Annotated in this window: 18 protein-coding genes and 1 pseudogene; 8 read left to right on the top strand and 11 right to left on the bottom strand. The window is 64.0% G+C overall.

Annotated elements, in window-relative coordinates:
* The 5 genes and pseudogenes from ACE3SN_RS11815 to ACE3SN_RS11795 form a co-directional block, all read right to left on the bottom strand.
* Nucleotides 1–214: pseudogene (locus ACE3SN_RS11815) on the bottom strand (AMP nucleosidase); the annotation flags it as partial.
* Nucleotides 215–336: 122 nt separating this feature from the next.
* Nucleotides 337–936, bottom strand: coding sequence for a 50S ribosomal protein L9 (gene rplI / locus ACE3SN_RS11810; protein WP_374530250.1), 600 nt, complete (start codon nt 934–936; stop codon nt 337–339).
* Nucleotides 937–951: 15 nt separating this feature from the next.
* Nucleotides 952–1176, bottom strand: a complete 225-nt coding sequence (gene rpsR / locus ACE3SN_RS11805; RefSeq protein WP_374530248.1) for a 30S ribosomal protein S18 — start codon at nt 1174–1176, stop codon at nt 952–954.
* Nucleotides 1177–1179: 3 nt separating this feature from the next.
* Nucleotides 1180–1542 (bottom strand): 30S ribosomal protein S6, encoded by a 363-nt coding sequence (rpsF, locus tag ACE3SN_RS11800; protein WP_374530246.1) that lies wholly within the window; start codon nt 1540–1542, stop codon nt 1180–1182.
* Between the two features lie 142 nt (nt 1543–1684).
* On the bottom strand, nt 1685–2200 hold the full coding sequence (locus ACE3SN_RS11795) for a hypothetical protein (protein WP_374530244.1): 516 nt from the start codon (nt 2198–2200) through the stop codon (nt 1685–1687).
* A 174-nt stretch (nt 2201–2374) separates the two neighbouring features.
* Here ACE3SN_RS11795 and ACE3SN_RS11790 point away from each other — a divergent pair, with 174 nt between their 5' ends.
* Nucleotides 2375–2911, top strand: coding sequence for an N-acetyltransferase family protein (locus ACE3SN_RS11790; protein WP_374530242.1), 537 nt, complete (start codon nt 2375–2377; stop codon nt 2909–2911).
* Between the two features lie 56 nt (nt 2912–2967).
* Nucleotides 2968–3912, top strand: a complete 945-nt coding sequence (locus tag ACE3SN_RS11785; protein ID WP_374530240.1) for a DUF808 domain-containing protein — start codon at nt 2968–2970, stop codon at nt 3910–3912.
* Nucleotide 3913: 1 nt separating this feature from the next.
* On the opposite strand, the gene ACE3SN_RS11780 is transcribed toward ACE3SN_RS11785, so the two are convergent.
* On the bottom strand, nt 3914–5323 hold the full coding sequence (locus ACE3SN_RS11780; RefSeq protein WP_374530239.1) for a glutamate ligase domain-containing protein: 1410 nt from the start codon (nt 5321–5323) through the stop codon (nt 3914–3916).
* Between the two features lie 53 nt (nt 5324–5376).
* Here ACE3SN_RS11780 and ACE3SN_RS11775 point away from each other — a divergent pair, with 53 nt between their 5' ends.
* From ACE3SN_RS11775 to ACE3SN_RS11750, 6 genes are all read left to right on the top strand, one after another.
* The gene (locus ACE3SN_RS11775; RefSeq protein ID WP_374530237.1) at nt 5377–6204 is read left to right on the top strand and encodes an LD-carboxypeptidase; all 828 of its coding nucleotides are present in this window, start codon (nt 5377–5379) and stop codon (nt 6202–6204) included.
* Nucleotides 6205–6230: 26 nt separating this feature from the next.
* The gene (gene fabD, locus ACE3SN_RS11770; RefSeq protein ID WP_374530236.1) at nt 6231–7166 is read left to right on the top strand and encodes an ACP S-malonyltransferase; all 936 of its coding nucleotides are present in this window, start codon (nt 6231–6233) and stop codon (nt 7164–7166) included.
* 16 nt (nt 7167–7182) lie between these two features.
* Nucleotides 7183–7935 (top strand): 3-oxoacyl-[acyl-carrier-protein] reductase, encoded by a 753-nt coding sequence (fabG, locus tag ACE3SN_RS11765; RefSeq protein WP_374530252.1) that lies wholly within the window; start codon nt 7183–7185, stop codon nt 7933–7935.
* Nucleotides 7936–7999: 64 nt separating this feature from the next.
* On the top strand, nt 8000–8533 hold the full coding sequence (locus tag ACE3SN_RS11760; RefSeq protein WP_374530234.1) for a hypothetical protein: 534 nt from the start codon (nt 8000–8002) through the stop codon (nt 8531–8533).
* Nucleotides 8534–8694: 161 nt separating this feature from the next.
* On the top strand, nt 8695–9813 hold the full coding sequence (gene dnaN / locus ACE3SN_RS11755) for a DNA polymerase III subunit beta (RefSeq protein WP_374530232.1): 1119 nt from the start codon (nt 8695–8697) through the stop codon (nt 9811–9813).
* Nucleotides 9810–10175 (top strand): hypothetical protein, encoded by a 366-nt coding sequence (locus ACE3SN_RS11750; RefSeq protein ID WP_374530231.1) that lies wholly within the window; start codon nt 9810–9812, stop codon nt 10173–10175. Before dnaN ends, ACE3SN_RS11750 begins: the two co-directional genes overlap by 4 nt.
* A gap of 66 nt (nt 10176–10241) precedes the next feature.
* Here the strand turns inward: ACE3SN_RS11750 and ACE3SN_RS11745 are convergent, their stop codons facing one another.
* The 5 genes from ACE3SN_RS11745 to ACE3SN_RS11725 all read right to left on the bottom strand — a co-directional run bounded on the left by ACE3SN_RS11745 (nt 10242) and on the right by ACE3SN_RS11725 (nt 16088).
* On the bottom strand, nt 10242–11255 hold the full coding sequence (locus ACE3SN_RS11745; protein ID WP_374530229.1) for an NAD(P)-dependent alcohol dehydrogenase: 1014 nt from the start codon (nt 11253–11255) through the stop codon (nt 10242–10244).
* Nucleotides 11252–13006 (bottom strand): amidohydrolase family protein, encoded by a 1755-nt coding sequence (locus ACE3SN_RS11740; protein ID WP_374530227.1) that lies wholly within the window; start codon nt 13004–13006, stop codon nt 11252–11254. Before ACE3SN_RS11740 ends, ACE3SN_RS11745 begins: the two co-directional genes overlap by 4 nt.
* Nucleotides 13007–13121: 115 nt before the next feature.
* Nucleotides 13122–13688: a hypothetical protein gene (locus tag ACE3SN_RS11735; RefSeq protein ID WP_374530225.1), complete on the bottom strand. Its 567-nt coding sequence runs from the start codon at nt 13686–13688 to the stop codon at nt 13122–13124.
* A gap of 38 nt (nt 13689–13726) precedes the next feature.
* Nucleotides 13727–14698, bottom strand: coding sequence for an acyltransferase family protein (locus ACE3SN_RS11730; protein ID WP_374530223.1), 972 nt, complete (start codon nt 14696–14698; stop codon nt 13727–13729).
* A gap of 70 nt (nt 14699–14768) precedes the next feature.
* Complete coding sequence (locus ACE3SN_RS11725; RefSeq protein WP_374530221.1) at nt 14769–16088, bottom strand: FAD-dependent oxidoreductase; 1320 nt, start codon at nt 16086–16088, stop codon at nt 14769–14771.
* Nucleotides 16089–16153 lie beyond the last annotated feature (65 nt).

The following is a 16153-nucleotide window of genomic DNA, read 5'->3' as shown; positions in this document are numbered from 1 at the left end:
CCAGGCGGCCAAAGGCACGGGCCAGGTCCGGGCGGGTTTCTTCGCCGGAGTAGTGGACGCGCAGTTCCGGATAGCACCAGGCGCGGGTTTCGCGGCGTTCAGCGGGGGGGAGGGTGCCGTCTGCTGCAAAGGCAGCGATGTCCGAACGGAGGGTGGCAACGGCGGTTTCGTAAACGCGGACCAATTCCGCGATGATCGTTTCTGTCTTTTCCATCGCCAGCTTATAAGACCAAAGTCAGAATGTTTCAACACGGCGCATGATGTTGTCGATGCGCGACAAAAAGAAAGGGGCGCCGCAGCGCCCCTTTCCCGTGTCTCTTGCGAGCTATGAAGCGATCAGGCTTCGGCTTCGCCTTCGCCCTCAGCCGGAGCTTCGACTTCGAGCTCTTCACCGTTGCCGGGCGTGAAGTCGGTCGCGGCAGCAGCGGCAGCGTCGTCTTCGAACATCGCGGCAATGACGTCGACGCCCTGGGCCTGCTGTTCGGCTTCGTCCGGCGAGCGGGCGACGTTGACCTTGACCGTGACGGCGACTTCCGGGTGCAGCTGAACGCGCACGTCGAAGATGCCGATGGTCTTGATCGGGCGTTCGAGCACGATCATCGCCTTGGTCACGTTGGCGCCCTCGGCGTTCAGCGCATCGACGATGTCACGCACCGAAACCGAACCATAGAGCTGGCCCGAGTTCGACGAAGCGCGGATCAGGACGACCGACTTGCCTTCGACGTCCTTCGAGTGGACTTCGGCGTCGCCGCGGCGGGCGGCGTTGTCGGCTTCGATCTTGGCGCGGTTGGCTTCGAAGACCTTCTTGTTGGCTTCGTTGGCACGCAGCGCCTTCTTGTTCGGCAGCAGGTAATTGCGCGCGTAACCGTCCTTGACGGTGACGACGTCGCCGATCGTGCCGAGCTTCTCGATGCGTTCGAGGAGGATGATATCCATGGGTATGCTCCTCTCTTACTTCACGAGGTAGGGCAGCAGCCCCAGGTGACGGGCGCGCTTGATCGCCTGCGACAGTTCGCGCTGCTTCTTGGCGGAAACGGCGGTGATGCGCGAAGGCACGATCTTGCCGCGTTCAGACATGTAGTTCTGAAGCAGGCGCGTGTCCTTGTAGTCGATCTTGGGCGAGTTCTTGCCCGAGAACGGGCAGCTCTTGCGGCGGCGGAAAAACGGACGAGCCATGACTTAGAACTCCTCGCGTTCGCGGCGACGGGTGCGCTCGCGGTCCTGCTTGCGCATCTGCACCGACGGGCCGGCTTCCAGTTCGTCGACACGGACGGTCAGCCAGCGGATGATGTCTTCGTTGATCGCGGTCTGGCGTTCAAGCTCGGCCACGACGCCCGCGGGGGCTTCGATGTTGAGCATCACGAAGTGCGCCTTGCGGTTGCGCTTGATCTTGTAGGCGAGATTCTTGAGGCCCCAGGTTTCGGTCTTGGTGACCTTGCCCTGACCTGCTTCGACGATCTCGGTGGCGGTGGCGGCAAGCGCATCGACTTGCGCCTGGCTGAGGTCCTGGCGCGCCAGAAACACGTGCTCATATAGAGCCACGGCAGCTTCCTTTATCTATCTAACCGATCGCTGGCTGATCCGCACCATTGCGGGGCCCCTCCGGCTTTCTTGGTTTCCCGCTAGGTACGGGAAGTGGCGGCCCTTAGCGGTTTGGCCCGCGAATGCAAGGAAAAAGGGGCCATTAATCGGAGTTGGAGAGGGCAATGGTGAACTTCGTGCCGTCTTCCAGGCTGGTCATGATCCCCTGCAGGCTGAATTTCCCCGGCCGCGACGAATCGTTGTAGAACTTCATATCGGCCTTGCTCGGCCCCCAGCTATAGGGACTGGGCAGCGGCGAACCCTCGATCAGGCGCATGTTGTAGATCGAAACCCCGGCATCGTCGCCGATGGTCCAGCATTCCCCGGAAATCTCGAATTTACCGGTGTATGTCGAGTTGTCGAGGTTGAGCTGCTCCATCATGATTCCGCGATAGCTCCAGTCTTCCGCCAGCGCGAATTTCATGCCGATGGCCGAGACGAATTCGCCGCCGACAAACTGATCGCTTCTGGTCCGGGCAGTGCCGATCCAGGTCATGCCCATCACGCGGCGCATCAATGTCTGGAAGCGATCCTGTACGATGGCGGAGGCGGGTGCTGCGGGTGCAAGCAATGCGGCGGCGGCGCTGCCGGCGATCATGGCGCGGCGATTCAAAAGCATCTGGTCAGACCTCGGTTCCGGTGCGGCATCGGCATTGACTAGCGGATAGATCCAGGCGGGACTTGTGCAATCGCGACAAGCATCTTGGCCAAGTAATTCCGCAACCTTGAGCCATATCAACGACTCTCATGCTGCACCTGCTAACACCGTGCCATTGCTTCTGGAGTTAGAGCCATGAACACCGAAACCGTCGAAGCCCTGCCTGCCGTTATCGAAGTGCGCACCCGCTCGGGCGCGGTGATTGCGGTGCGCCCCGTAACCGTGGCGGACGAGCCTCTGCTCGAAGAATTCTTTGACCGGGTGAGCGATGAAGATCGCCGGTTCCGCTTTCTGTCGGCGCACAAGCATGTCGGCCACCAGGTGCTGGCACCGATGGTCGAAGTCGATCACTTCCGCACCGAAACCTGGATCGCTTTCGATGAAGCGAGCGATACCGTGATCGGGACCGCCATGCTGGCCTGCGACAATCCGCTCGACACCGGCGAGATCGCCGTTTCGGTTTGCAGCAACTGGCGCGGCAAGGGGGTGGGCTGGGCGCTGCTGGACGTGATCGCCGATGCGGCGCGCCATCGGGGGCTGCGCCGGGTGATTTCGATCGAAGACCGCGAAAACCACGCCGCGATCGACCTTGAGCGCGAGAAGGGGTTTGTCCCCCACGCCGTCGAAGGCGATGCCACGCTGGTGATGCTGGAAAAGATCCTGCGCGACTAGCGGCAGGACCGGCGCTGGGCTAGGCAGGCTCCTTGCCCTTCAAGGAGCCTGCGTTCATGCCTACTGGTCTCGTTGCCCTGCTTGACGATATTTCGGTCATCGCCCGCGCTGCGGCGGCCTCTATCGACGATGTCGGCGCGGCGGCGGCCAAGGCCGGGACCAAGGCGGTTGGCGTCGTGGTGGACGACGCGGCCGTTACGCCGACCTATGTCACCGAATTCACCCCCGACCGCGAACTGCCGATTATCTGGAAGATCGCGAAAGGCAGCGTGTTCAACAAGCTGGTTCTGCTGCTGCCCGGCGCCCTGCTGATCAGCCAGTTCCTGCCCGCCGCGATGACCCCGCTGCTGATGCTGGGCGGGCTGTTCCTGTGCTATGAAGGCGCGGAAAAGATCATGGAAAAGCTGGGCGGCGAGCACCATGGCACCACGCTGGAAGACCAGATCACCGACGTGCAGGAGTTCGAACGCCAGCGCGTTTCCGGCGCGATCCGGACCGACCTGATCCTGTCCGCCGAAATCATGGCGATTGCGCTTGCGGAAATAGCCTCGACCCCGATTGTCGAGCGCGGGGCGGTGCTCGCGCTCGTCGGGGTGGCGATAACGGCGTTAGTCTATGGCGCGGTCGCCTTGATCGTGAAGATGGACGACATTGGCCTGCACCTGGCCGAAAAGCCGTCAGCCTTCGCCAAGGCTGTCGGGCGCGGCCTGCTCCACGCGATGCCGCGGGTGCTCACCGCGCTGGCGGTGATCGGTACGGCAGCGATGCTGTGGGTCGGCGGCGGCATCCTGCTGCACGGTGCGGAGGTGCTGGGGCTCCATGCCCCCGCCGAATTGGCGCATGGCCTGCAACATTGGGTCGAGGAGGCGACAGGCCCGCTTGGCGGCGTGCTGGGCTGGTTCAGCTATGCGCTGGCCTCTGCGCTGGCCGGGGCATTGTCAGGCGCCGTGGTGGCGCTCATTCTCCACGCCGGACAGAAGCTTTTCGCCAAGCGCGCCTGATTCAGGGCAGCCGTGCCAGCAGGTCGCGCGCGAACAGCGTCAGCGTATCGTCGCGCGCACCCATCACCACGATCCGGTCGCCGGGACGGGCGAGCGTGGCAATCCGCGCGGCACAGTCATCGCGCGAGGGGATATGTTCCGCCTTGCCGCCAGCCTCGCCGATCAAACGAACGATCCGTTCGCTGCCTTCGCTACGATCGACCGTGCCGCCGAAATAGACCGGATCGCACAGGATCGTGAGGTCGTCCGGACCGAGCTTGGCCGCAAAGACTTCGGCCAGTTCGCGGCCCATCTGGCGCAGCGGGCCGTAGCCATGCGGCTGGAAGAAGGCGATCACGCGGCCGGGGTGCGCTTTCAGCGTCGCCAGAGTGGCGGATACCTTGTCCGGGTTATGGCCGAAATCGTCGATCACGGTAATGCCCGAGGGGCTGGAGCCGACGATGTCGAAGCGGCGCGCAAGTCCAGCAAAGCCGCTGAGTGCGGCCACGCCTTCTGTCAGCGGCACCCCGGCGGCATTGCAAGCGGCAAGCGCAGCGAGCGCGTTGTAAAGGTTGTGACGTCCGGGCACTTTCATTCGCAGGGCGTGGACAGATCCATCGCGGCGGTCGATCACGTCTGCCGAAAGGCTCGTCGGCCCTTCGGCAATCGACCCCGGCATCACGCCGATCATCGCTTCCTCGCTGACGACGCCAAACGTGACCAGCGAACGGGCGCGCCCGGCCAGTGCGGCGGTCTCCGCATCGTCGAGATTGATCGCGGAAACGTCCGCTCGGGACAGGAAGTCCCCGAACAGGTCGCGCAGTTCCTCAAGGCTCTTGTGGTCAAGGCTGACATTGCCCAGCACCGCGACCGTGGGGTTGTAGAGCGCGATCGAACCGTCGCTCTCATCCACCTCTGATACGAACACGCCGCCAGACCCGACCCGTGCCGAAGCGAAGGGGGCGTCGGGACGGGCGAAGTTCTTCATCACCGCGCCGTTCATGATCGTGGGATCGCGGCCAGCCTCGGTCATGATCCAGCCCGCCATGCCGGTGACCGTGCTCTTGCCGCTCGTGCCGCCGATGGCGACGCGAGCGGGCGCGGCGTTGAACAGGCGCGAGAGCAATTCGGCGCGGCTCATCCGCGCGCAGCCGAGCTCGCGGGCGCGGACCATTTCTGGCACGGTGTCTTCCACCGCTGCCGAGGCCACCAGCACCTGATCGGCGGAGGTGATCCCGCTGCCGTCCTGTGGGTGCAACTTGAAGCCCAGGCTTTCCAGCCAGGCGAACTTTTCCGGCGTGCGGCCCTGGTCGCGGCTGCGGTCGGACCCTGCCACCCGCGCTCCCGCGCCTTTCAGGATCAGGGCGAGGGGCAGCATGCCCGATCCGCCAATGCCGCAGAAGAACCAGGGGTGCTCGGTAAGGACGCTCATGCTCTCTCCGGTATGCGCCCTTGCGCCGCCGCGCAACCGGGTTAGGAAGCGATATGTCCCGCGTCGCGATCTGTGCTCCGTCCACGCCGTTCACGCCCGAGGATGCCGCGCGCGTGATCGCGCTGGCGCATGAAGAGTATCCCGGCCTCGATTTGCACTTCCACCCGCAATGTTTCGCGGTTTTCGGCCACTTCGCCGGGCCTGACGACCTGCGCCGCGAGGCTTTCGTGGAATGTGCCAACGATCCGATGTTCGATGCGGTGTGGTTCGTGCGTGGCGGCTATGGCGCGGTGCGGATCGCGGAAGACGCGCTTAGCCTGCTGTCGCCCGAGGCTGCGAACAAGACCTACCTTGGCTATTCGGATGCCGGAACGCTGCTGGGCGCGCTTTATCGTCAGCGGATCGGGCGGCAGGTTCATGCGCCGATGCCGGGCGACATTCGCCGGGAAGGGGGCGAAGCGGCGGTGCGCCGAACGCTCGGCTACCTGTCTGGTGACCGCGCTGGCCTCGAGCCGGGGCTGGACGGGCATCCCGTCGCCGCCTTCAACCTGATGACGCTGGCGATGCTCTGCGGCACGCCCTTGATGCCGGGGCTGGCGGGCCATGTCGTGCTGATCGAGGAGGTCAGCGAGCACCTCTATGCGGTCGACCGTCTGCTTTTCCACCTCAGCGCGCACCTTGGCGGGATCGCGGGGCTGCGGCTTGGCCGGGTCAGCGACGTGCCGGAAAACGACCGTCCGTTCGGTGCCGAGGTTGAGGAAATCGCCCAGTTCTGGTGCCAGCGCCACGCCATTCCCTACCTTGGCCGGGCCGACATCGGCCACGATATCGACAACAAGATTGTGCCCTTCGGGCTTGCGGGAGCGGGCGCGGGGCAATAACCGCGCGGCCGACAGGAGGATTAGTCATGCGTGCATTCGTTTTTCCGGGGCAGGGCAGCCAGAAGGTTGGCATGGGTGTCGAATTGGCTCAGGCCAGCGCGGCCGCGCGCGCCGTGTTTGAGGAAGTCGATGATGCGCTCGGGCAAAAGCTCTCCGCAATCATGCGCGAAGGGCCGGAAGACGCGCTGACCCTGACCGAGAATGCCCAGCCCGCGATCATGGCCAATGCCATCGCCGTGCTGCGCGTGCTGGAACAGGAAGGCGGGATTGCGCTGGCCGACAAGTGCGATTTCGTCGCCGGTCACAGCCTTGGTGAATATACCGCGCTGTGCGCCGCCGGGGCGTTCAGCCTGGCGGACACCGCCCGCCTGCTCAAGCTGCGCGGGCAGGCGATGCAGGCCGCCGTGCCGGTCGGCGTGGGCGCGATGTGCGCGCTGCTCGGTGCCGATATCGACAAGGCGCAGGCGCTGGCCGACGCTGCGGCCGAGGGTGAGGTCTGCACCGTCGCCAATGACAACGATCCGTCGCAGGTCGTGCTTTCGGGCCACAAGGGCGCGATCGAGCGCGCGATTGCGCTGGTCAAGGATCACGGGATCAAGCGTGGGGTGCTGCTGCCGGTTTCCGCGCCGTTCCATTGCTCGCTGATGCAGCCGGCTGCCGATGCGATGGCAGAGGCGCTGGGCAAGACTCCGCCCGCCGCGCCGCGCGTGCCGCTGTTCGCCAATGTCACCGCATCGGTGGTCAGCGATCCCGCCGAAGTCCAGCGCCTGCTGGTCGAGCAGGTCTGCGGCCGGGTGCGCTGGCGCGAAAGCGTGATCGCGATGCAGGCGGCCGGTGTGGACCAGTTCGTCGAACTCGGCGGCAAGGTGCTCGGGCCCATGATCGGGCGCTGCGTTTCCGACGTCACCGTTACCAGCGTGGTCGGCATGGCCGATATCGAAGCCCTCATCAAGGAGCTCTAAAGTCATGGAAAATCGCATGTTCGACCTTACCGGCATGACCGCCCTTGTAACCGGCGCCGCTGGCGGCATCGGCTCGGCGATCAGCCATGCACTGGCCCGGCAGGGCGCGCGCCTGGCGCTGTCGGGAACCAATCCGGGCAAGCTGCGCGCCTTCCGCGAGGAACTGAACGACACCTATGGTCACGACCATGTCGAGATCACCTGCGACCTGTCGAACAGCGAGCAGGTGGAGCACCTCGTGCCCGCCACGGTCGATACGCTCGGCAAGATCGACATCCTGGTGAACAACGCCGGGATCACGCGCGATAACCTCGCCATGCGGATGAAGGACGAGGAATGGGATGCGGTGATCCGCGTCAACCTTGAAGCCGCTTTCCGCCTGATGCGCGCCGCCTGCAAGCCGATGATGAAGGCGCGTCATGGGCGGATCATCACGATCACCTCGGTGGTCGGTGCCACCGGCAATCCCGGGCAGGTCAACTATGCCGCCGCCAAGGCCGGTCTCGTCGGCATGTCGAAGTCGCTGGGGCAGGAAGTCGCCAGCCGCGGGATCACCGTCAACTGCGTCGCTCCCGGCTTCATCCGCACCGCGATGACCGACGTGCTGCCCGATGCCCAGAAGGACGCGCTCAACGCCCGCATCCCGATGGGCCGCATGGGCGAGGGCGAAGACATTGGCGCAGCCGTCGCCTATCTTGCCAGCAAGGAGGCCGGTTACGTCACCGGGCAGACTCTGCACGTCAACGGCGGCATGGCGATGATTTCGTAAAGTTGCTTTCCATCCCGCGCCTTATTCGGCATCCTTGTCAGGGTGAGGCGTCGGGAGGTTTGTTATGCGGATGATCGTCAAGGGGCTTGCGGCGACAGCGTTGCTGTTGGCCAGCCCGGCTCTGGCGCTGACCAAGGATCAGATCGATTGCCCCGGCAAGACTGCCCCGGCCAGCCTGGCTCCGGGGCTGATCGATGCCGTCATGAATGGCAACACCAAGGATTCCGACGTCGAAGAGCTGTTTTCGCAGATCGACAAGGTCGCCACCGCCTGTGCCACGCAGACCAATCTGCCCGCGGCTCAGCAGAGCGCCTATATCACCTTCGTCCTTGACATCCTGGTGCGCGACGAACTCGTGCGCCGCCTGACCAAGGCCGGGGTGCCGATGGACGCGCTTAATGCCGTGCTTGGTTATGGGCCGGGAATGCCGAGCCGGGCCTATGGCGATCTGACTGACGCCAAGGTAGCCGAGATCGACCGCGCGCTGTCGGCCAAGGGGTTTTCACTCGCCAACGCGCCGGACGAGGTGTTTGGGCTGATCGGTATCTATACGGGTGCCCAGGACGGGCTGGTTGAGGACCTCGCTGCGCTTGATTGAATGATGAAAGCTCGGTTTTCGGGCAATTTATGCACAGATTCGGGACGTCCTTGGCGCTCCCGGCTTGCCGCATCCCAGCCTTGCTTTAAGGAATATGGACCGTAACTGACGGCGCGGCGGGCGATTCCGCCATCCGCGTCTTGGGGGGACATGAGCTGACCATGAAGGCCACCATCGAACGCGCGACTCTTCTCAAGTGCCTGTCGCACGTGCAGTCCGTAGTTGAACGCCGCAACACCATTCCGATCCTGTCGAACGTGCTGATCGAAGCTTCGGGCGATGGCACGGTACGGATCATGGCGACCGACCTTGACCTGCAGGTCGTGGAAACGATGAGCGCGGTTTCGGTCGAAAGCCCCGGTGCCATCACCGTTTCGGCCCATCTGCTTTTCGATATCGCGCGCAAGCTGCCCGATGGCAGCCAGGTCAGCCTCGAAACCGCCGAGGGGCGGATGGCCGTCAAGGCCGGGCGCAGCCGATTCAGCCTGCCGACCCTGCCGCGTGACGATTTCCCGGTGATCGTTGAAGGCGACCTGCCGACCAGCTTCGAACTGCCGGCCAGCCTGCTCGCCCAGATGATCGATCGCACCCGGTTCGCGATCAGCACCGAGGAAACCCGCTATTACCTCAACGGCATCTTCCTGCACGTCACGGATGAGGATCTGAAGGCCGCGGCGACCGACGGCCATCGCCTGGCCCGCTTCACGATTCCTCGTCCCGACGGCGCCGAAGGCATGCCCGACGTGATCGTGCCGCGCAAATGCGTGGCTGAACTGCGCAAGCTGCTCGAAGAAGCGCTCGACACCAATGTGCTGATCGACCTTTCGGCCAGCAAGATCCGCTTCACCCTGGGCGGGCAGAGCGGCGTGGTCCTGACCAGCAAGCTGATCGACGGTACGTTCCCCGATTACAGCCGCGTGATCCCGACGGGTAACGACAAGCTGCTCAAGCTCGATCCCAAGAGCTTCTATGAAGGGGTGGACCGCGTCGCCACCATCGCCACCGAAAAGACCCGCGCGGTCAAGATGGCGCTCGACAACGACAAGGTCACGCTGTCGGTCACCTCGCCCGACAACGGCACCGCGGCCGAAGAAGTGCCGGCTGACTATAGCTCGCAGCCCTTCGAAATTGGCTTCAATGCCAATTACCTGAAGGATATCCTGAGCCAGGTCGAAGGCGATACGGTGGAACTGCACCTGGCCGATGCTGGCGCGCCGACCCTGATCCGTCAGGACGACAAGAGCCCGGCGCTCTACGTCCTCATGCCGATGCGAGTGTGATCCTTATGCGCAAGTTCCTGATTGCTGCCGCCATTGCCGCTTCGTTTCCGGTTACGGCCAAAGCCGCGCCGGTCAAGACGACGCCCACCGACGATCTGAATTGCGCGATTTGGGCCGCGCAGGTTTCCGGCAACTCCGATGATCCGGAAGTTGCCAACGGCTTTGGTCTGGTGATGACCTGGTTCATCGGCCGGTGGGAAGGTGCAACGGGCAAGAACTTCGAGGACGGGATGACCCCGCAGTACATCTCCTCGATCACGCCGAAGATGGATCAGATCGGCGATGCCTGTCTGACCCGGATGAAGGATTTCGGAGGCCGCATGTCGGCCTGGGGCAACAGCCTGCAAGAGTCCGGTCACTAAGACCCGGCTGTTTTTCGAAAATAACGAAGGGCCTTCCGCCAGAACCGGGCGGAAGGCCCTTTACGTTTAGATGTCGACCACGATCTTGCCGAAGTGGGCGTTGGCGGCCTGATGTTTGAAGGCTTCGCCGAGCTTCGCCAGCGGGAAGTGATCGGAAATGATGGGCCTGATCCCGTTCGCTTCGATCCCGGCAATCATGTCGAGCTGCTGGTTGCGGCTACCCACGGTCAGGCCCTGAACGCGCAGATTCTTGGCCATAAGCAGCGCGGTCTGGACCGGTCCGGCAAAGCCAGCCAGGACACCGATCAACGCGACGTGCCCGCCCACGCGGGTTGCCACCATCGACTGGTCAAGCGTGCCCGAGCCGCCGATTTCAACCACCGTGTCCACTCCGACCCCGCCGGTCAATTCCAGTGCCTTCGCGCCCCATTCGGGCGTCGTCTTGTAATTGATCAACTCATCCGCGCCGAGCGCCTTGAGCCGTTCCAGCTTGGCATCCGACGACGAGGTCGCGATCACTCGCGCGCCCGCAGCCTTGGCAAATTGCAGCGCGAACACCGAAACCCCGCCGCTGCCCTGGATCAACACGGTCGAGCCGGGCTTGACCGCACCATCGACAAACAGCGCGCGCCATGCGGTCAGCCCGGCGCAGGTGAGCGTGGCCGCCTCTGCGGCCGAATAGCCCGTGGGGACGCGGGTGAACCAATGCTCGGGCGTGACCACGGCTTCGCGGGCATATCCGTCGATCCCGTCGCCAGGAACCCGGGTGAAGGCAGTTGCGGGCGGCGCGCCATCGATCCAGTCGGGGAAGAAGATCGAGGTAACGGTGTCGCCCACCTTGAACTGTGTGACTCCTTCGCCCACCGCTTCGACCACGCCAGCGCCGTCCGACATCGGAATGCGGCCCGCCTCGGCCGGGATCATTCCCATGACCACGGCAAAGTCGTGGAAATTGAGCGAACTGGCCTGCAGCTTCACACGGATCTCACCGGGGCCCGGCTGGCCGGGATCGGGCAGGGTGCTCGCGACGAGATTGTCGAGCCCGGCAGGCGAGCCGACGCGGATTGCGGCAATGCTCATTCGGCGGCCTCCAGCATGTCGGCGCGCTGCGGGCCGCGGATCAGACCGCCCGGGGTCGCACCTGTCCATTCACCCTTGCGGAAGGTAACCACGCCGCCCTTGATCGTGCAGTCATAGCCTTCGGCCTTCTGCAACAGACGCTTGCCGCCAGCAGGAAGGTCAAAAGCCAGCCACGGGCGCAGCAACTTCAGGTTTTCAAAGTCGATCACGTTGAGGTCGGCGATGTAGCCCGGCGCAATCACGCCGCGATCATCCAGGCCATAAAGCCGCGCCGTATCAAGGCACTGGCGCTTGACCGCGTGTTCAAGCGTAAGGCGATCACCGCGCTTGCGGTCACGCACCCAGTGCTGAAGCATGAAGGTCGGGCTGGCAGCATCGCAGATCGTGCCGCAATGCGCGCCGCCGTCGGACAGGGCGTTGACGCAGTCATCGCTTGCCTGGAGTGCTTCGAGGAAATCGAGGTTGCCGTCGGCGTAGTTCAGGATCGGCAGGTAGATGAAGCCCGTGGCACCGTTGGCGCAGAGCAGGTCATAGGCATATTCGTCCGGCGTCACGCCCTTGGCCGCGGCGCGCGCGGCGATGGTTGCGTCGGTGCCCGGCTCGTAGTCGAAATCGTCGTCCATTTCGAACTGCATGCCCCAGCCGGCGCTGATTGCCACGGCGATGCCCATGATGCCTTCGGGAACCTGGCTATAGTCGTTGGCTTCCGCAAGCAGTTGGGCCTTGAAGGCCGGATCGAGCAGTTTGGCGCGCTGCTGGTCCCACGGCAGCTCGGCGATGGTCTGCCAACTGGGCCGCATCCGGAAGGGATGGACCGTGCCCTGCCAGGCCATGATGATGCCGTTGCCGCGCAACGCGATCGCGGCGACGATATTGGCGCCATTGTCGTTTTCTGCACGCATGTTGTCGATCTGCTCGGAAAGCGGCTGCTCCTTGGCGATCGACTGAAGCGCGGCGAAGACCACCGGCAGGCCGGTTTCACGGCTAAGCGCACCCATCCAGCCGAATTCGTTCCACTCACGCTTGAGGTCGCTGGCGAGCTCGAACACCCCGTGGCCGACATTGCCCATCGCTCGGCCAATCGCGATCAGCTCTTCGGCTGTGGCAGTCGTGCCGGGAACCAGTTCGCCGTCGACCGAGCGGTGCAGCACGGTACGGCTCGTCGAAAAGCCAAGCGCACCGGCGCGCACGCCTTCCTCTACGATCTGGGCCATTTTCGCGATGTCTTCGGCGGTGGGAATGGCGCCGGGCTGTTCGCGATCACCCAGCACATAGGCGCGCACCGCGCCGTGAGGGACGTGGGTGGCCACGTCGACGCTGCGGGGCAGACGTTCGAGCGCATCGAGATATTCGGGGAAAGTCTCCCAGTCCCACTTCATGCCTTCGGCAAGGGCGGTGCCGGGGATGTCTTCCACCCCTTCCATCAGGCCAATCAGCCAGTCATGCCGGTCTGGCGCGGCAGGGGCGAAGCCGACGCCGCAGTTGCCCATGACGACCGTTGTCACACCGTGCCAGCTCGACGGAGCCATTTCCTGATCCCAGGTGGCCTGGCCATCGTAATGCGTGTGAATATCGACCCAGCCCGGAGCGACGACCCGCCCGTTCGCGTCGATTTCCTGGGCGGCATCGCCATGGACCGTGCCGACCGCGACAATCAGCCCGTCCTTGATCGCCACATCACCAGCAAATCGTGGAGCCCCGGTGCCATCGACGATGGTACCGCCGCGAATGATCAGGTCGTAAGCAGGCATGGGTTCTCTCTCCAGATGCGCGACTCTCACGCCGGGTCACGCTTTAATTGTCCGATTAAATCACGGAGCTGGAGAGTGGGCAAGGGGCAGCAGGAAGCTGCCCCGACAATTGCGTTCAGCTACCAAACCTGTCGAAGATCCCACGCAAGCGTGCCGGTTGAACTTCCAGCCGCTTGAGCGGCGGTGCTTCGGGCTCCACGCCCGCCGCCCGGAGCTGGCGTTCCGGCAGGCGCATCGCCAGGCGCGCGCCAAGCCAGACCAGTCCTGCGGCGGTAACCACGATGAGCAGAATTATCGCAAGCGGGATCGCAACCGGCTCTTCCACCTTCGTGCGGCGATAATATTCGAGAAAGGCAGCGATCAGCGCAATGCAGCCAGCGGCTCCGCCACCGAAAATCCAGCGCAAGGTGTTTTGCCCGGCCTTGCGAAAGGCGTCCCGCTGTTCGCGGCTGACGGCAAAGGCCGGACCCCTGCGCAGGAAGCGGTATCGATACTCTTTGCCGCTTACCTCGAATTGCGAATTGAATTCTTCGAACAGCGGCGGAAGCCTCAGGATATTGTCGAGGGTGCGAAGTATTGGATTAGGGTTAGGCATCAGTTTGGCTAGTCCTTTGCACACTACCCACATCATTGTTACGTAATGAATTAGGCGCCCTCCGGAATCGAAGGCCGGTCGAGCCATCGGTCCGGAAGTCTCCACCGATTTTTTTACAGTTTTGTTTAAGCCAGCATAGCGCTGTCCCGACGAGCCGCACCTGTGATGCGACGAAACCATGCCTGGATGGGGCGATCGTAGAAGCGATCGAACAGCATGGCGACGGCGACCAGCACGCCGCACATGATGGCGATGGTAGCCGGTGAGCCGCGCCCGAGCGCAATGATTGGCGCGTGAATGCAATAGAGCGGAAACGAAATTCCGCCGATCCGGTCCGCAAGGGCGCCGGAGGAGACTTCCCAGCGTGCGCCGAGCCAGACGATCAGGGGCAGGGCCAGGCACAAGGTTGCGGCATCGGCAAGCGCGCGGACATTGGTCGCCGGGACAAGGATCGCGATCAGCAGCGGCAGCAGCAGCCACCCGCGCGCGCCATATTGGCGGACACTGCCGCTGCGTTTGAACAGCCGGAACAGGATCACGCCGAACGTGAAGGAAAAGCAGGTTCGCGCCAGACCGATCAGCGCCGTCGACCAGAATGCGCCGAGGTCCGCGTGCCCCTCGATGAAGACGAAGGGCAGGAAGAGCGCGCCAGCTGCTGTCAGCACGATCGCAAGCCGCCGCAAGGGCAGGTTGATTGCCAACTGCGCCCAGGCAAGGTTGACGACCAGTTCGAACAGCAAGGACCAGAGCGGTACGTTGTTGCTGAACAGCATTCCGCCTTCGGACGGGGTCGGGATCATCAGAAAGACGAGGACACTGCCCGGCCACAGCAAATAGCCGGTCAATGCTCCCAGCCAGAACATCGGATAGATCCGGCGCAGCCGCGCCTTGAAGAACGCACTCACGCTCATGCCAGCTGCAAGCCGCGCCTCATAGGCATTGGCCAGGACAAACCCGCTGAGCGCAAAGAACAGGTCGGCGGCAAGATAGCCGCGCGCCGTAACCAGGGGCGAGTCAGCGCCCGCGTGATAGAGCATCACGGCGATCGCCGCGGCACCGCGCAAGGCATCAAGCGTGTGAAAGCGATTTGTCTGCATCTGGTCCCCGTCAGGAACCCTAGCTGCGGCATGGTGAAGAATTGATAAGCGCGAGCCGTCCGGCCGCAGTTTAGCCTTCGCGCGCGCGGATCATTTCATCTACCACGACGAACTTTTCACGCGGAGCGTCATCGCGGGCCCGGCGTTCTTCCTCGGCTTCGATCTTCTTCCAGTCGCGGAAGGTGACGACGTCGAGTCCGCGCGCGGCGGCCAGTTCGTCAAAGCCGGCGCGGCCCTGCTTGCCGCCATGACCCAGGATGCCGGCCGCAATATCCTCGCCGATCTTTTCGATCACCGAGAACCCATCGGGCCGATTCGTGCCGATCGTGCCCGAGGGGCCGCGCCGCGCCCAACCGACGCAGTACAGCCCGGGGAGGATCCGCCCCTCGTCATTGGCGAAGCGGCCAGCTCGTTCGTCGAACGGCACATCGGGAATGCGAGAGGTCTGGTAGCCGATGCAGCAGACGATCAGCCCGGCCGGGATCGTATAGGTGTCGCCCGTGCCGACCGCGCGGCCGGCTTCGACCTTGGTGCGTTCCACCTCGATCCCCTCGACCTTGTCGGTGCCAAGGATCGCCTTGGGACTGGCGAAGAAATCGAATTCGACCTCGATCGGGGTGTCACCATAATGGCTTTCGGGGATCGCGGCGAAGCTGCGCAGGTGGCTGACCGACTTGCGCAGGCCCGGCTCAAGGAAGGCGTCCTCGCCTTCCTCAGGCAGGTCGAGCGGATCGACGCGCGGCGCGGCGCGGGTCAGGTGCGAAAGTTCGCCCAGTTCCTTGGGCGTCATCATGATCTGGTGAGGCCCGCGCCGGCCCAGGATCACGATCTTGCGCAGTTTCGAGGTCTGCAGCACATCGAGCGCGTGGGCGACGATATCGCTACCGGCAAATTCCTCACGCGTCTTGGCCAGGATGCGCGTCACATCGAGCGCGACGTTGCCCATGCCGATGACCACCGCCGTGTCGCCCGACAGGTCAGGGTCGAGACCCGCAAACATCGGATGGCCATTGTACCAGCCAACGAAGGCCGCGCTGCCATAGACGCCCGGCAGGTTTTCGCCGGGCAGGTCCATCTTGCGGTCGTGCGGAGCTCCCGTGGCGAGCACAACCGCGTCGTAAAGTCCCTGCAGCTCCGGGACGGAGACGTCCTTGCCGATCATGACATTGCCGACGAACCGGACGTTGTCGGACAGGGCGGTTGCCTCATACCGCCGCGAGACCCCCTTGATCGACTGATGATCGGGCGCCACGCCCGAGCGGATCAACCCGTAGGGGACGGGCAGCATGTCGAATATGTCTACGCGAACTTCGTCGCCCCACTGCTTCTGCGCGGCCTCGGCCGTATAGTACCCTGCGGGACCGGAGCCGATGATCGCGATGTGGCGCATGGTTCAGGCAGCCTTTCTGCTTGGTGGGCAATATGCCGATTTGCGCTCCGGCTCGTCCAGGAAGG

It is taken from the genome of Novosphingobium sp., from assembly GCF_041915465.1.
In the GTDB taxonomy this organism is placed as follows: domain Bacteria; phylum Pseudomonadota; class Alphaproteobacteria; order Sphingomonadales; family Sphingomonadaceae; genus Novosphingobium.
Note: the sequence above shows the minus strand (reverse complement) of the source record. Positions and strands in the feature narration are given on the sequence as shown.

Bases quoted from the DNA above. Each gene is read 5' to 3' on its own strand.
- ACE3SN_RS11790 (WP_374530242.1), top strand. From the start codon at position 2,375: ATGAACACCGAAACCGTCGAAGCCCTGCCTGCCGTTATCGAAGTGCGC.
- ACE3SN_RS11780 (WP_374530239.1), bottom strand. From the start codon at position 5,323: ATGAGCGTCCTTACCGAGCACCCCTGGTTCTTCTGCGGCATTGGCGGA.
- ACE3SN_RS11760 (WP_374530234.1), top strand. From the start codon at position 8,000: ATGCGGATGATCGTCAAGGGGCTTGCGGCGACAGCGTTGCTGTTGGCC.
- ACE3SN_RS11795 (WP_374530244.1), bottom strand. From the start codon at position 2,200: ATGCTTTTGAATCGCCGCGCCATGATCGCCGGCAGCGCCGCCGCCGCA.
- fabG (WP_374530252.1), top strand. From the start codon at position 7,183: ATGTTCGACCTTACCGGCATGACCGCCCTTGTAACCGGCGCCGCTGGC.
- dnaN (WP_374530232.1), top strand. From the start codon at position 8,695: ATGAAGGCCACCATCGAACGCGCGACTCTTCTCAAGTGCCTGTCGCAC.
- ACE3SN_RS11740 (WP_374530227.1), bottom strand. From the start codon at position 13,006: ATGCCTGCTTACGACCTGATCATTCGCGGCGGTACCATCGTCGATGGC.
- ACE3SN_RS11745 (WP_374530229.1), bottom strand. From the start codon at position 11,255: ATGAGCATTGCCGCAATCCGCGTCGGCTCGCCTGCCGGGCTCGACAAT.
- ACE3SN_RS11730 (WP_374530223.1), bottom strand. From the start codon at position 14,698: ATGCAGACAAATCGCTTTCACACGCTTGATGCCTTGCGCGGTGCCGCG.
- fabD (WP_374530236.1), top strand. From the start codon at position 6,231: ATGCGTGCATTCGTTTTTCCGGGGCAGGGCAGCCAGAAGGTTGGCATG.
- rpsR (WP_374530248.1), bottom strand. From the start codon at position 1,176: ATGGCTCGTCCGTTTTTCCGCCGCCGCAAGAGCTGCCCGTTCTCGGGC.
- ACE3SN_RS11725 (WP_374530221.1), bottom strand. From the start codon at position 16,088: ATGCGCCACATCGCGATCATCGGCTCCGGTCCCGCAGGGTACTATACG.
- ACE3SN_RS11735 (WP_374530225.1), bottom strand. From the start codon at position 13,688: ATGGCTCGACCGGCCTTCGATTCCGGAGGGCGCCTAATTCATTACGTA.
- ACE3SN_RS11785 (WP_374530240.1), top strand. From the start codon at position 2,968: ATGCCTACTGGTCTCGTTGCCCTGCTTGACGATATTTCGGTCATCGCC.
- ACE3SN_RS11775 (WP_374530237.1), top strand. From the start codon at position 5,377: ATGTCCCGCGTCGCGATCTGTGCTCCGTCCACGCCGTTCACGCCCGAG.
- rplI (WP_374530250.1), bottom strand. From the start codon at position 936: ATGGATATCATCCTCCTCGAACGCATCGAGAAGCTCGGCACGATCGGC.